This window comes from Microcoleus sp. MON1_C1 (assembly GCF_036701945.1).
GTDB lineage: Bacteria > Cyanobacteriota > Cyanobacteriia > Cyanobacteriales > Microcoleaceae > Microcoleus.
On sequence record NZ_JAUBRO010000005.1, the window covers coordinates 22,621 to 37,334 of the forward strand.

The window sequence follows — 14,714 nt, forward strand, 5'->3', positions numbered from 1 at the left end:
CTCAACAGCAAAAACTTATCCTCGCCAAGGCGAGATTTACCTTTCAAGAGCTTTGCGTCAGTTAGGAGATACCAAAAAAAGACCTGTAGTTGTGGTTTCTCCCGAGATCCGCAAGGAGTTTACGGATTCTGTCATTGTTGTTCCTTTCACCAGTAACCTTGCAGGAGTAGAAAATCCTACTCGCGTCTAGATTCCTGCGGGTGAGGGAGGATTGCAAGCTGATTCTCTAGCTGTATGTGAAAACGTTTCTGCTTTGCGACAGACATTTCTACAACAAGGCCCTTACGGTCAACTTAGTGCCGATGTCATAGCAAGAATTCAGAGGGCTATGCAAGTGTCGATCAGCATTTATGAACTTTGAATGTTTCGGAAATTCTAAAATTTGTTACAATCTGTAAAAATACTGGAAAGGATAGGTAAAATGCGGGTTGCGATCGCAGGTGCGGGACTGGCTGGAATGACCACAGCAGTCGATTTAGTGGAAGCCGGCCACGAAGTAGAAATTTTTGAATCCCGCCCCTTTGTCGGCGGCAAAGTCGGCAGTTGGGTAGATCCCGACGGCAATCACGTTGAAATGGGTTTGCACGTCTTCTTCGGCTGTTATTATAACTTATTTGCCCTCATGAAAAAAGTGGGAGCTTTTGACGATTTGCTCCTCAAAGAACACGTCCACACTTTTATTAATCGAGGCGGCGAAACCGGTTCTTTAGATTTTCGCTTTCCCGTGGGTGCTCCTTTGCACGGATTGAAGGCGTTTTTCACGACATCTCAGCTATCCGTACAAGACAAAATTCAAAATGCGATCGCCCTGGGAACTAGCCCGATCGTCCGAGGTTTGATAGACTTTGAGGGGGCAATGAAAACTATCCGCGATTTGGATAAAATTAGCTTCGCTGACTGGTTCCGCAGCCAAGGTGGCAACCAAAACTCGCTCAAAAGAATGTGGAATCCGATCGCCTACGCACTGGGTTTTATCGACACGGAAAATATTTCAGCCCGGTGTATGTTGACAATCTTCCAATTCTTTGCATCAAAAACCGAAGCCTCTGTCATGCGGATGCTGGCTGGTTCTCCCAACGAATATTTGCACAAACCAATTGTGGAATATTTGGAAAGCAAAGGAACGAAAATCCACACGCGGCGCAGAGTCCGAGAAATTCAGTTTGAAGAAGGCGAAGAAACCCGCGTAACAGGCTTGGTAGTAGCTAACGGCGAAACAGAAGAAAATATTACCGCAGACGCTTACGTTTTCGCCTGCGACGTGCCCGGAATTCAGAAAATATTGCCCCCAGCTTGGCGCAAATGGTCAGAATTTGACAACATTTATAAATTAGATGCGGTGCCGGTGGCTACAGTACAATTGCGGTTCGACGGTTGGGTAACGGAACTGGAAGACGAAGCCAAGCGCAAACAGTTGAGCCACGCTGTAGGAATCGATAATTTGCTATATTCAGCAGATGCCGATTTTTCTTGTTTTGCAGATTTGGCGCTGACAAGTCCCAAAGATTATTATCAAGAAGGACAAGGTTCGCTGCTGCAGTTGGTGCTGACACCGGGAGATCCGTTTATCAAACAAAGCAATGAGGCGATCGCCCAACACGTACTTAAGCAAGTTCAGGATTTATTTCCCTCAGCGCGGGAATTAAACATGACTTGGTACAGTGTAGTCAAGCTCGCTCAATCTTTGTATCGCGAAGCACCGGGAATGGATGTTTTCCGCCCCGCTCAAAAAACTCCGATCGCCAATTTCTTTCTAGCAGGAAGTTACACTCAGCAAGACTACATTGATAGCATGGAAGGAGCGACACTTTCAGGTCATCAAGCGGCTAAGGCAATTCTCGAAGCTTACAGTCATTAGTCATTAGTCGTCTCTCGTTTTCTCTCGTTTTCTCTCGTTCCCAGGCAGAGCCTGGGAATGCCTATCAGGAGGCTCCGCCTCCAGTATTTAGACAGAAAATGCGAGGCAGAGCCTCTAGAAATGCGTTACCAGGCTCTGCCTGGTAACCAGAAATCTAAAATCTAAAATCTAAAATCTAAGATCTAAAATCGCATGACTGATTGGTTAGAACACAGCGTCCAAGTAGAAGTAGCAATTCCCATCGAATTAGCGTGGCAACTCTGGTCAGACTTAGAGCAAATGCCGCGCTGGATGAAGTGGATCGAATCAGTTCGCATCCTCGAAGACAACCCGGAATTGTCGCGCTGGAAGCTCGCAACTGGCGGGTTAGAATTTAGCTGGCTTTCTCGGATTCTCAAAGTAGTGCCGAATCAGATAATTCAGTGGGAATCGGTAGACGGTTTGCCAAATCGGGGTGCGATAAGATTTTACGATCGCAAAAGCAGCAGCATTGTCAAACTGACGGTAGCTTATGGAGTTCCCGGCTGGCTGGCAAAATTGATGGACAATTCATTTCTAGCGCGAGTAGTTGAATCGACTCTTATGGCTGACTTGGAAAGGTTTAAAGAGTATGCTCTGGAAGTGAAAGCGACATCTTAAATTATGAGGACTGAAGTCATGACTACTAACCAGTTTGTAGTAAGGAATTCAGTCCTTTAATTTCTAATTTAGGACTTATGCACCCGAACAAAGAAAGCGGGTTTTTGAACCGAGATTGAAAGTTTGAAGCAAATATTTTGGTTAAAAACCCGGTTTCTGGTCGCCCGTGTGTCCAAGACTATAATTCTAACGCGAGAGCCGATCGTCCTTTGGCATCAGTATCATAGAGATGTGCTGCTGATTCCTTCTCGGTTCAGTTATGAGTTACTGCCTAAACCCCGCTTGTCACAACCCGCAAAATGCCGATCGTACCCAATTCTGCCTGAATTGCGGCTCCAAACTGTTGCTGAGAGAGCGTTACCGCGCCATCAAACCCCTGGGGCGCGGCGGTTTCGGTCGCACTTTTTTAGCAATAGACGAAGACAAACCCTCAAAACCCCGCTGTGCAATTAAACAGTTTTTCCCGCTATCCCAAGGTACCAGCAGCAGCGAAAAAGCAGCAGAATTATTCAACCGAGAAGCGGTGCGGCTGGACGAATTGGGGAAACACCCGCAAATTCCCGAACTGCTGGCGCACTTTCAGCAGGAACGCTATCAGTATTTGGTACAGGAATTTATAGAAGGTCAGAATTTACAGGAAGAGTTGGCGCGGACTGGGCCTTTCAGCGAAAGTCAGATTCTCAGTCTGCTGAAGGATTTATTGCCAGTATTGCAGTTCGTGCACGATCGCAGTGTAATTCACCGAGATATTAAACCCCCCAACATTATCCGGCGCCGCATTTCTAAAACTCCCATCATTTATACTTACCCAGCATTAACCGGGGAATTAGTTTTAGTTGATTTTGGCGCTGCAAAAGTTGTGGAGGGTTTGAGAGAAACCGGTACAGTCATCGGTTCTCCCGAATTTGTGGCGCCCGAACAAATTAGAGGTCAAGCGGTTTATGCCAGCGATTTGTACAGTTTGGGAGTAACTTGCATTTATTTGCTAACTCAAATATCTCCTTTTGATTTGTTTGATATTAATCAAGATGTTTGGGTTTGGCGAGACTTTTTGAAGGTTCCAATGGAGCCGAAATTAAGTCGCATCCTCGACAAAATGATCGAATCGAGTCTCAGTCGGCGCTACAAATCTGTAGCTGAGGTATTGAAAGATTTGCAGCCGCAGCAGTCGGCGGCACAGGTTCCGACTCCGGCGGCCCCTGCTATTTCCCTGCCGCCGAGGACGCCGGCGGTGCAGAATGCAGTGCCGCCAACGCTTGCAGGCACAATCATACCTGTGCCGCCCATGCAGCGGGTTGTACCCGCAGGCGCGCCTACTTGGAGGTGTGTTCATACTCTGGTAGGGCATTCTAATGCTGTCACGTCGGTAGTTTTCAGTCCTGATGGCGCGATTTTAGCTAGCGGCAGTGAGGACAAGACGATTGAGATGTGGAAGTTGGACGCGGGTAAGCGGTGGTACACTCTCACGGGTCATTCTGACTGGGTGACTTGTGTAGCGTTTAGTCCTGATGGCGCGAGTTTGGCTAGTGGCGGCCGGGACAAAATGATTCATATTTGGGATTTGAATAAGGGTAAGTGGTGGTACGCTTTGGCTGGTCATTCTGACAGGGTTTCTGCTGTGGCGTTTAGTCGGGATGGTCAGGTTTTGGCTAGCGGCAGTCGGGACAAAACTGTGCAGTTGTGGAATTTGAATAAGGGAAGGCGGATGTCGGCTTTGACTGGTCACGCTGGCGGGGTGGAGGCGGTGGCTTTTAGTGCTGGCGGGGAGTTTTTGGCTAGCGGCAGCCGAGACAAGACTGTGCAGTTGTGGGATTGGCAAAAGGGTCGATCGATTTGTACTTTAGCAGAGCACGGGGATTGGGTGCGGGCGATCGTTTTTGCTCCGAACTCCCCCAACTCCCTTGCCGGTCAGACCCCCCCCAGCCCCCCCTTGGTAAGGGGGGGAGTAGGAGAAGGATTGATTTTGGCGACGGGGAGTCGGGATGGTACGGCGAAGCTGTGGCGGGTGGATGCACAAGGGCGAGGGACGCTGTTGCGGAGTATGAGGGACAATTCTGGGGATGTTTTGTGTCTGGCGTTGAGTCCCGATGGTCGGGTTTTGGCGACGGGGAGTCGGGATGGCACGATTTATTTGTGGGATGCGGGTACGGGGGGTTTGCTGGAAATTCTGACGGGCCACAGGGGCGAGGTTTTGTCGGTGGCGTTTAGTCCTGATGGGGGGAGTTTGGCTAGCGGTGCGGGCGATCGAACTGTGAAGATTTGGCGGGGGATTGGGCATTAGGGGCGATGTCAAGAGTGCCTGCTTAAAAATCTTATATTTATGCTTGACAGGCGATCGAGTGTTCTGCTACATTAGGAATTCGTGAGGACGCATAGCTCAGTTGGTTAGAGCACTACGTTGACATCGTAGGGGTCACTGGTTCGAGTCCAGTTGTGTCCATGAATTTCCATCATTTATAACTCTAGGGTTTGAGGTTGGCTGTTGTCGAGTGTCAAATTATTTGTCCGCGTTGACAGATTTGTCGAGTGTCAAATTATTTGTCCGCTTGCCAAATTATTGACCGCTACCTTCGATAGCTTCACAAGCTTTATACAATAAGGCTTTGAATCACTTCGAGCCTGAGCTTCGCCTCGTCGGAAAGCTCAGAGGCGATGGTATTGGCTTCTTCGATGTTGCGCCTCTCATCTGGAATCGTTTCTGAGGGATGAGCATCAGACAGAAACATTACTGTTTGATTACAAAATAAATGTATTTTATAGGTAAAACAGTCCCAGTCAATTTGTTAACCTTGAGTTTAATCCATAATTCTCAATTTCAGGGAAATGACACTTACTTAATTAAGTTAAATATCGGGAATAAGACATTTAATTTGTTAATCCAGTGGGATGCAAGGTGGAGGGAGAACAAAGAGTACAAATCGTTACAAGCATTGCTGTGTAATAGTTTTCGTTGTTTGCCGATTTGTGTCGCGAATTCGTTAATGTGACAAATAATTTGTTAGTGTACATCAGCCACTTAAATACAGCTAACCATGTTCTCGATCTCTTGAACCAGTGTTTCTGGGGCAACAGGTTTGGCGATGTGCCGTTGAAAACCTGCGGCAAGTGCCTGCTGCTGATTCATCTCTCCAGCATAGGCCGTTAGTGCGATCGCTGGAATCTTATTTTCTTGTTCTGATTCCAACAGGCGCACCTGATGCATCAGCATATAGCCGTCCATCTCCGGCATCCCGATGTCACTAAGTAGAATGTCTGGCTTCGATTGCGTCAGTGCTTGTAAGGCTTCGCTAGCGGATGCTGCTGCCGTCACTTCTGCACCTGCTTGTTCCAAGACAAAAGCGAGGAAATTACGCGAGTCTGCTTCATCATCCACAACCAAAACCCGGATGTTTGTAAGAGGTAAAGTCTCAGGAACAGTCGCGAACGAGTTAGTCGTAGCGGTTTCATCGTTCGGCGCGACACTTTCCCTTCTCAACGGCAGTCTGACTGTAAAAGTCGCCCCTTGTCCCTCTCCTAGACTGTCTACTGTAACAGTTCCTCCGTGCAACTCGACGAGGTGACGCACGATCGCCAACCCTAACCCTAATCCCCCAAACCTACGGGTTGTAGTGCTATCCGCTTGTCGGAAATACTCAAACACATGGGGCAAAAAGTCTGGAGAAATTCCCTTGCCGGTGTCACTCACCTGAATTTGTGCCTCAGACCCGATTTGCTCTAATGTGATTTCTATCTGTCCCCCAGTTGGGGTGAACTTAACCGCGTTGGATAGCAGATTCCACACCACTTGTTGTAAGCGGGTTGAATCACCGGAAACTTGGCAAATACCCGGTTTAAATCGCATCTGAATTTCAATTGACTTTGCCTCTGCTGCCAGACGGACTGTTTCCATTGCCGCTTTAATGATGGATGGCAAATTAACGGGACAGACATTGAGGCTCAGCTTTCCTTGAAGAATTCGAGAGACATCGAGCAAGTCTTCAATCAGTTGCGCTTGCAATTTAGCGTTGCGCTCGATCGTTGCTAGCGCACGAGCTGTGGCTGTTTCATCCAGCTTGCGACTGCGAAGGAGCTTTGTCCAGCCCAGAATCGGATTAAGGGGCGATCGCAACTCATGGGACAACACGGCTAAAAACTCATCCTTAATCCGGTTCGCTGACTCTGCTTGTGTGCGGGCACGCTGTTCGGCTTCGTACAGCCGAGTGTTTTCAACAGCCACCGATGCCATTTGTGCCAGTTGCACCAGAATCGCTTCGTCTTCTTCTGTAAACTCACCTTCGTACTTATCGGATAGCTGGATTAACCCAATGTTGCGTCCGTCTCGTCCCACGAGAGGAGCAACCAACCAACCGCGCATGGGGGGATGCCTGTCTGCTGCATCGCCAAACCCTTTCCACCTGGGGTCAGCTTCCAGTTCTGCCTGGGTCATTCGCATGGATCGGTTCAAATGACAAGCACAGGCATAGATTCCAGATCCATCCGTCGGGTCGTTATAATCTTGCCACTGGGCATACTTGTCGGACAGGTAAACAGCATTAATTGCCTGTGTCCAGTTTTGATCGATTGTCAGGCTTGTGACCGACTGGTGAGTGCCAATGATTTGATATGCCTGCTGGGTAATGACTTGCAGCACTTCTTCAACAGAAAGGGTTGCGTTGATTGCTAAGGCTGCCTGCGTCAATCCATGCAGTTGGCGGCTATACTGCTGCTCTTTGATCAGCGTTTGTATTCGCATCTCCTCGGCCTGCTGCCGCTCCAGTTCAGTGGCAACCCGTATGGCAAAAATTGTCAGCAGGGATTCTGCAAGCTGAACATTTTCCAACGGCTTGCCGTCCATCACGCCCAGCAACCCTAACGGTTTGCCTGCCAAGTCAAAGAACGGAATTGCCACATAGCTTTCCACCTTCAAGGGTTCTAGAAGGGGAGCTTTGGGAAATAACGCTTGCACACCACGGGGGTAGCAACACATTTTTTGTTGTCGAATAACTTCTCGGCAAGGTGTGTCCTGCAACAGATATTCAAAGTTGTCGATAATTTGACCTTGGGCACAAGCCGCGATTGTTGTAATCGCTTCTTTGTCGTCTCCAGTGACCAAACCAATATAGGTATAATCGCTTCCCAGTGCCTTCGTGAAGTGTTGTACCAGAGCCGAAAAAAATGCCTCACCCGTCACGGCAGAAACGCCCTGTGTCACCTCTAGCAGAGCCGCATCCAGTAGAGCAATTTTACGCGCTGCTAGCCGTAGCTCTAATTCATCCACAACCATTGCCGCCAAATCTGCTAAAGTTGCTGTTTGCTCATCGGTTAAGGCATCGCGCGGTTTCGTATCTAACAAACAAAGGGTACCCAGGTTAAACCCATCGTGAGTGAGCAACGGCGCACCCGCATAGAAACGCAGACCGGGTTCATTTTGTACGAATGGATTACAGGTGAGGCGCTTGTCTTGCCTGGTGTCGGGAATTACTAGAACATCGTTAGATAACAGCGCCAAGCTGCAAATGGTAGCATCCCGTTGCACTTCCCGTAGATCAAAGCCGTAGCAGGACTTGAACCAGGCTCTCGATTCGTCTATCAGAGAGACTAGGGCGATTGGCACATCAAACATACGAGCCGCTAGTGACGTAATGCGATCGAATGCCGCTTCAGTTGGAGTATCCAGAATCTTGTATCGCCGCAGTGCCTCTAATCGTTCCGCCTCATTTGCTGGCAAAAGAGCGGTTAGGGCAATGGGTTTAGAAGAAGTTTCAGTCATGGGTTTTGAGTCAACGGGCGAGTGGAGAATGGGAAATGCAAGGGGAATGAGGTTGCGTTATTCAGAGGTGCCTGACCAAGGCAGCGTTAGCAGCGCTTAACGAAGTTATCGCCTGAATCAGGTCTTCTGGCTCTACAGGTTTAGAAATATGCTGTTGAAAGCCGGAGGCGAAAGCAATGGCGACCGGACAGGCATCAATCAAGGTTTGTAACGTCTGGTTGCTTAAGCACGATCGCCTCTTGAAGCACGAGAGTTCGAGGAGGAATTAGACAAATTCAGGAAGATATAACATTTGCTATATCTGATTGTCTGCCACTAGGGGGATATATTTATCTACCTTGCAGGAGAAGTGGGCCCACAATGCCGGAGGTGTTGCTAAGCTGATGTGCATCTAAGGAGTTAGATGCACATCAGCTTAGCAACACCCATTGAACCAAAGGGGTTGATACAGGCGATATCCATTTTATTTTAACGTCCTGAGCAGCGAACCATCTCGCCACAGCATCTGCCTTAAGGGAGATCTTCCTTAGGAAGCAACTCAGCTTGAATCGAGAAAATCCTCTTAGTACCTATGCTGGAAAGATTCCACTTAATCCCTAATTTCTAGGACAATTCGGTACTTTTCGGTATTTTCCGCTCCAACCCTCTTACCAATTCCCGCAGCACGTCAGTTTTATGTAGCAGATCGATCGGCAGCAAGCCCATGCTGCCGGATTTGCGATACATATCTCGAAGCCTGTCGAACCTGAAAAATTGGTGAAAGCGATCGCACATTTGCTAAGACACTGAAGGACTTGAGTTTTGGGTACGTTGGATCTTGATTCCCTAACAATAACTGGCATAATAGGTAAATAGGCAGAACTAACCGCAATGAATGTAGAACGTACAAACTCCTTGAATCATCGAAAAGAGTTTACTGTAAATTTTCCTCAAAAGCTATGTACAGACTGTCAGGCGATCGAAGCTCGATTTGGGGCGATCGTAGACCATATGACTGAGGCATTCATTTGCATTAATTTAGAGTGGTACTGCAGCTATGTCAACCGTAAAGCCGAGCAGCTTTTAAATAGGAAGTGGCAAGACCTAATTGGCAAAACGATATGGACAGTATTTGCGGTCGAGCCTACCTCTGAGCTATATAAGTATTGTCATCGAGCGAGCGTAAAGCAAACTGCAATCGAGTTTGAAGAACACTATCCCTCACTCAACAAGTGGTTGAGAATTCGCGCAATCAAGAGTGAAGATAGCTTACTCTTTTACTTCCAAGAAACCGCCGAAACATCTCAAGCCGATCGACAATTGAAAGCCGAAATCACAAAGTGCCAGCAGGTGGAAGCCACCCTTCACAAAGAACAGGACTTTTTGAAGGCAATCCTAAACAACGTTCAAGCTGGCATTGTCGCTTGCGATGCAGATGGCATATTGACGGTATTTAACCAAGCAGCTAAAGATTTTCATGGATTACCTCAGCAGCCAGTTCCACCGGAGCAATGGGCCGAGTATTATAACTTGTATTTGCCCGACGGCAAAACACGGATGAATACAGAGGATATTCCCCTGTTCCAGGCCTTGCAAGGACACAACGTTCGTGATGTGGAAATGATGATTGTTCCGCAGCAGGGAACGCCGCGAATGCTGTTAGCAACTGGACAGGCGATTATTGCCGCCAACGGCGAAAAACAAGGTGCTGTTGTCGTGATGCACGACATTACACAACGCAAGCAGGCAGAAACTGCTCTGCGTGAGGGTGAAGCGCAATTATCCAGCATCTTCCAAACTATTCCTGATGGCATCACTATTTTAGATTCTACCGGACAGATTATTTCCGCAAATAGGGCAGCAGAGAGGATTTTAAGATTAACTAGCAGCGACATTGTGGAGCGAGGCTATAAAGATCCATCCTGGTTCATTACAACCGTGGAGGGTCATCCTTTCCCAGAAGATGAACTGCCGTTTGCGAGGGTTATGCAAACAGGTCAGGCTATTTATGGCATTGAACATGCCATTAACCATGCCGATGGCACCCGCACCATTCTCTCGATCAATGCTTCCCCTTTGTTTGACGCAGAAGAAAAAATTATCAATATCATTGCTGCTTTCAGCGACATTACTGAACGCAAGCAAACCGAAGACGAACGAGTACAGCTTGTTAAAGAACAGGCAGCCCGTGCTTTAGCAGAGGTTTCTCAGGAAAAATCAGCATTTTTAGCGGAAGTGAGTGCTATCCTTTCCTCTTCGCTAGAGTATGAACAAACTCTCCAAAGCGTTGCAAAGCTGGCAGTTCCTTATTTTGCAGATTGGTGTAGTGTCGATCTGCTGAATGAAGATCGCACGATCGGTCGTGTTGCGGTGGCTCATTCAGATCCCGAAAAAGTGAAGTTGGGCTGGGAGTTGGCTCAACGCTTTCCCAGACATCTCGATGATGGGTATGGCATTACTAAAGTCATGCAAACACGACAGGTTGAAATTGGGATTGAGATTACAGATGAACAGTTAGTTGCCACAGTGCCGAATGCTGAATACCTGGAAATCTTACGTGGAGTTGGGTTAAAGTCCTGCATCATTGCACCGCTACAGGCACGCGGGCGCGTGTTGGGTAGCATTACCTTTGTGTTTACTGAATCCGATCGCCGCTATCGCCTGGAAGACATTGGCCTGGCTGAAGATTTGGCTCAGCGAGCAGCAATCGCCATTGATAATGCTCGTCTCTATAAGGAAACACAACAAGCGAAATTAGCCGCCGAACTCGCTGCTAACCGGACGGCTCGACTGCTGGCGGTGATGACGGCTTTGTCTGAATCGCTAACCTCGGCTCAAGTGGCTCAGGTGATTATTGAACAGGGAATGTCCGCACTGGGAGCGAGTTCTGGTTTGGTTGCCGTATTAAACCAGGATGGAAGCGAACTGGAGATTATTCAAGCGATCGGGTATGAACACGTAGGAAAATTTCAGCGCAGTTTTTCACTTCATGCACCCTATCCTCTGGCAGAAGCTGTGCGAAGTGGGCAACCTGTTTGGGTAGAAACTATTGAAAACCGAATTGCCCGTTATCCTCATTTAGCCGAAGCGTATGCCAAGGCGGGTTTAGAAGCCTGGATTTCAGTGCCATTGTTGATTGAAGGACAAGCCGTTGGTGGACTATCGCTCAGTTTTTCAACTCTTCCCCAGCTTTGTGAGAGCGATCGCGCTTTTGTTTTAGCACTGGCACAGCAGTCGGCGCAGTCGATCGACCGAGCACGGCTCTACGAGTCTGAATCGCAAGCACGCACACAAGCAGAAGCAGCTAACCGAATTAAAGATGAGTTCTTAGCTGTCTTGTCGCACGAATTGCGAACTCCGTTGAATCCGATTCTGGGTTGGACTCGACTGCTGCGAAGGGGAACCCTGGATTCTGGCAAGACGGCGGTAGCTCTCGAAACGATTGAACGCAATACCCAGTTGCAAGTTCAACTGATTGAGGATTTGCTGGATATTTCTCGCATTCTGCAAGGCAAGCTGAGTTTGAACTCTACTCCTATTAATTTGAAAACAACTCTTAAAGCTGCGCTCGAAACAGTTAGTTTAGCCGCCGAAGCGAAAAACATTCAAATTCAAACTCACCTAGAACCCAATGTGGGCGAGGTGTTAGGAGATGCTACCCGATTGCAACAGGTTGTCTGGAATTTGCTCACAAATGCCATTAAGTTCACCCCAACTGGAGGTCGAGTTGAAGTTGAGCTAAAAAGGATTGATTCCTATGCTCAAATACAAGTCAGGGATACAGGGAAAGGGATTAAGCCAGAATTTATTCCCTATGTATTTGACACATTTCGACAAGCCGACAGCAGTATTACGAGAACCTTTGGTGGGTTAGGGCTGGGATTAGCGATCGTGCGTCACGTCGTAGAGCTACACGGTGGAACAGCCAAAGCCGAAAGTTTTGGAGAAGGACAGGGAGCAACATTTACTGTCACACTTCCCTTATTAGCCAGAAGCAATGATGAAAACAGTGACCACAACGATAATCTATCACTCAAAGCTCACACTTCACCCTTGGCTAAATTATGTATCTTGGCCGTCGATGACGAAGTAGACAATTTAGAGTTAGTTCAATGTATTTTGGAGCAAGCGGGAGCCACAGTGATCTCTGTATCTTCAGCAAAAGATGCGCTACAAAAGCTCAATGAATCTAAGCCAGATGTTTTGATTGCTGATATTGGAATGCCACAAATTGATGGCTATATGTTGATTCGTCAAGTCAGACAACTATCGACACAGGAGGGAGGAGAGATTCCCGCGATCGCCCTCACAGCGTATGCAGGTGAGGCAAATCAACAGCAAGCACTAGCAGCCGGATTTCACAGGCATCTTCCCAAGCCTGTTGAGCCTGAAACGTTAGTGGAGACAATTGAGAAATTGCTTCATCCAATAGAGTAATCTTAATTCCGGTTGTACTCGTGATGATTGTTGACTGTTGGCTGTTAACGGTCAGTCGAAAAACTGAATGAGATAAATTCCGGTTGCAGCGGAATAGTCAAATCCCGTCAACAGTCAACAATCACGGATGGTGCAACCGGAATTGATAGAATTCATCTGCGTTAATCTGTGTTTATCTGCCCTCATCTGCGCTGAAAAAAAGATAATTTCTCCGGCTGCAGATGACAAGGGATTGAGGCTAATTAACGCAGAGGTCGAGAAGAGAGATAGGAATAATTCCGATGCTAACAGGTTTGATATGATGGTTGAGTGTTGATTGTTGACTCGATTTTACGCCCGACGATGAAGCGCGGATTTAATATAAGGCAGAGTATTAGACAGAGTGGAAATTAAGATTCAGCTACCTCGGTACAAAGATTTCAAGTTGATTATTGGAGATGTCTTTTGAGTATAGTCTGGGAAGAAAATGTCACGAATTGAGGGCTAGCCTAATGCTGCTTGGCTTAGATGTATGAATAGGCTCTGCTAAGGCATTGCTCCCCAAACCCCATAATATATCGTTGACACCAGCCCTGGGCCCACAACGCGGGAAATTTTAACTTTGACCTACAGTTGGGAAATTCCGATCGCAATCGCAACTAATGTCGCTCGCCCCCCTGCATCCCCAAATCATCTCAAATCAGATCGCCCACCACTCTAGCAGTCCACCAGTCCCTTCCGGGACACGGCATCACAGCCGTGTCCTCACCCGCAGCACTACTTGAGACGCCAAGGGGAACAACCCCCTGATAACTTACCTGCGACAGCCTTGGGCGATCGCCCTTAACACCGCTAGCCGCACTTCTGGATGAGATTTCTCAAGCCCGTTAGCCCGAAAAATCCAGTGTCCGGCGCCCGCGTGCTCGATCGCAATCTTCTGTCCGTCAGGCAAAACTATTTGCCACCAATTCAACACAGTGGCTTTAATAAGGTGGCACTGAATTTCGTTCAGTTGAACCTCCATTAATTTCAGTTGACGCATGATTGGATTTTGGGCAGATGACTTCATGATTTTTCTCATTAAATGAATTCGACTGTTTCTCGGCTTTGATTTCACTTTGCCGATTTTTGAACTTAACTTCACCTTCCGAAGTTTTTGCCTTAACTTCCCTTTCCGAAGTTTTCGCCTTCACTTCCCTTTTACCACCTTTAGGGCCAACTTTGACTCCAAAACCTTTAGACTTAACTTTTCCTGGGGCAGAAGTTGAAGTCTGTTCCGTTGCCGGCTTCTTAAACTCCGCGTCTAATTGGTCTAAAATCTCCTCTTGTTCCGGGGTATGTTCCGCTGGCTGCTCTAAATTTCTGGGATTGTATTCGCCAACCAACCTTGCCAAAAATTCCGAAATTGACAGTCCGGCTGCGGCTGCTTTTTTGGTTAAAAGGGCGTAGGTGTCGGTTTTAATGCGAATTTGTTTGAGCCGGAGGTTGGGATTGTTGTCAACTGTTTCGGCAATAGTTACTGCGGTAATCCTTTCTTTGGGGATGACATCGACAACTTCTTGCCACTTTTCCTGTAAACGACAGTCGCCATATTGGTCGGTAATTGCGTGTTTGAACAAAGGAACAACTTGAGCGACGCAGCTAGGCAAAATCTCAAATCCGGCTTTAATTAAGCGCAGGCAAATGCCAGCAGCTTTGATAATTTGCGTGCAGTAAAAATACTGCCTGCCTAATGCTTGTTCGCAGTAAGTTTTAAAAGTTTTGAACTTGTCTTTGTACAATCGCAGTTTTCGGATCGCGTCTAGCATGATTCCTTGACGCACGTAGTCTAGGAATCCCCTTTTAATTTCGCCTGTCAGGTAGTCTAAATCGTGAAAGGGAGATTGATTCTGGATTTCTTCTTCAAAGTCTAGCAGCGGGCCTGCAAAGTGAAAGTTGGAGGCGACATCGCCTAGGTAGAAGTTGTCAATTGATGTGGACATGATCTGGAATGGTTCGAGAAAGGGCACGATACCACGGAAGTTGTGCGATCGCAAAGTAGATGTTTTGGTCTGGATCTTTGATAGCTGGCAA

Annotated in this window: 9 protein-coding genes and 1 tRNA gene; 6 read left to right on the top strand and 4 right to left on the bottom strand. The window is 47.6% G+C overall.

What is annotated here, in order from left to right; genetic code table 11:
• Window positions 1–34 precede the first annotated feature (34 nt).
• The 5 genes from QUA62_RS04020 to QUA62_RS04040 all read left to right on the top strand — a co-directional run bounded on the left by QUA62_RS04020 (window position 35) and on the right by QUA62_RS04040 (window position 4,937).
• The gene (locus QUA62_RS04020; protein ID WP_333402691.1) at window positions 35–190 is read left to right on the top strand and encodes a type II toxin-antitoxin system PemK/MazF family toxin; all 156 of its coding nucleotides are present in this window, start codon (window positions 35–37) and stop codon (window positions 188–190) included.
• A gap of 231 nt (window positions 191–421) precedes the next feature.
• On the top strand, window positions 422–1,858 hold the full coding sequence (gene zds, locus QUA62_RS04025) for a 9,9'-di-cis-zeta-carotene desaturase (protein WP_333290100.1): 1,437 nt from the start codon (window positions 422–424) through the stop codon (window positions 1,856–1,858).
• Window positions 1,859–2,050: 192 nt separating this feature from the next.
• On the top strand, window positions 2,051–2,497 hold the full coding sequence (locus tag QUA62_RS04030) for an SRPBCC family protein (protein ID WP_333290091.1): 447 nt from the start codon (window positions 2,051–2,053) through the stop codon (window positions 2,495–2,497).
• 259 nt (window positions 2,498–2,756) lie between these two features.
• Window positions 2,757–4,778, top strand: a complete 2,022-nt coding sequence (locus QUA62_RS04035) for a serine/threonine-protein kinase (protein WP_333290089.1) — start codon at window positions 2,757–2,759, stop codon at window positions 4,776–4,778.
• Between the two features lie 85 nt (window positions 4,779–4,863).
• Window positions 4,864–4,937 (top strand) — tRNA-Val (locus tag QUA62_RS04040).
• Between the two features lie 576 nt (window positions 4,938–5,513).
• Here the strand turns inward: QUA62_RS04040 and QUA62_RS04045 are convergent.
• Both QUA62_RS04045 and QUA62_RS04050 read right to left on the bottom strand, forming a co-directional pair.
• Window positions 5,514–8,246: a GAF domain-containing protein gene (locus QUA62_RS04045; RefSeq protein ID WP_333402522.1), complete on the bottom strand. Its 2,733-nt coding sequence runs from the start codon at window positions 8,244–8,246 to the stop codon at window positions 5,514–5,516.
• A 603-nt stretch (window positions 8,247–8,849) separates the two neighbouring features.
• A complete protein-coding gene (locus QUA62_RS04050) occupies window positions 8,850–8,972 on the bottom strand; it encodes a hypothetical protein (RefSeq protein WP_333402524.1) in 123 nt (40 codons plus the stop codon).
• 144 nt (window positions 8,973–9,116) lie between these two features.
• Here QUA62_RS04050 and QUA62_RS04055 point away from each other — a divergent pair, with 144 nt between their 5' ends.
• Entirely contained in the window at window positions 9,117–12,662 is a 3,546-nt protein-coding gene (locus tag QUA62_RS04055; RefSeq protein ID WP_333402525.1) for a PAS domain S-box protein, read from the top strand.
• A 793-nt stretch (window positions 12,663–13,455) separates the two neighbouring features.
• On the opposite strand, the gene QUA62_RS04060 is transcribed toward QUA62_RS04055, so the two are convergent.
• Both QUA62_RS04060 and QUA62_RS04065 read right to left on the bottom strand, forming a co-directional pair.
• Window positions 13,456–13,617, bottom strand: a complete 162-nt coding sequence (locus tag QUA62_RS04060; protein WP_333402526.1) for a hypothetical protein — start codon at window positions 13,615–13,617, stop codon at window positions 13,456–13,458.
• A gap of 7 nt (window positions 13,618–13,624) precedes the next feature.
• Window positions 13,625–14,623, bottom strand: a complete 999-nt coding sequence (locus tag QUA62_RS04065) for a hypothetical protein (RefSeq protein WP_333402527.1) — start codon at window positions 14,621–14,623, stop codon at window positions 13,625–13,627.
• Window positions 14,624–14,714 lie beyond the last annotated feature (91 nt).

Coding starts and splice junctions, on each gene's coding strand:
- zds (WP_333290100.1), top strand. CDS start 422: ATGCGGGTTGCGATCGCAGGTGCGGGACTGGCTGGAATGACCACAGCA.
- QUA62_RS04030 (WP_333290091.1), top strand. CDS start 2,051: ATGACTGATTGGTTAGAACACAGCGTCCAAGTAGAAGTAGCAATTCCC.
- QUA62_RS04035 (WP_333290089.1), top strand. CDS start 2,757: ATGAGTTACTGCCTAAACCCCGCTTGTCACAACCCGCAAAATGCCGAT.
- QUA62_RS04045 (WP_333402522.1), bottom strand. CDS start 8,246: ATGACTGAAACTTCTTCTAAACCCATTGCCCTAACCGCTCTTTTGCCA.
- QUA62_RS04050 (WP_333402524.1), bottom strand. CDS start 8,972: ATGTATCGCAAATCCGGCAGCATGGGCTTGCTGCCGATCGATCTGCTA.
- QUA62_RS04055 (WP_333402525.1), top strand. CDS start 9,117: ATGAATGTAGAACGTACAAACTCCTTGAATCATCGAAAAGAGTTTACT.
- QUA62_RS04065 (WP_333402527.1), bottom strand. CDS start 14,623: ATGTCCACATCAATTGACAACTTCTACCTAGGCGATGTCGCCTCCAAC.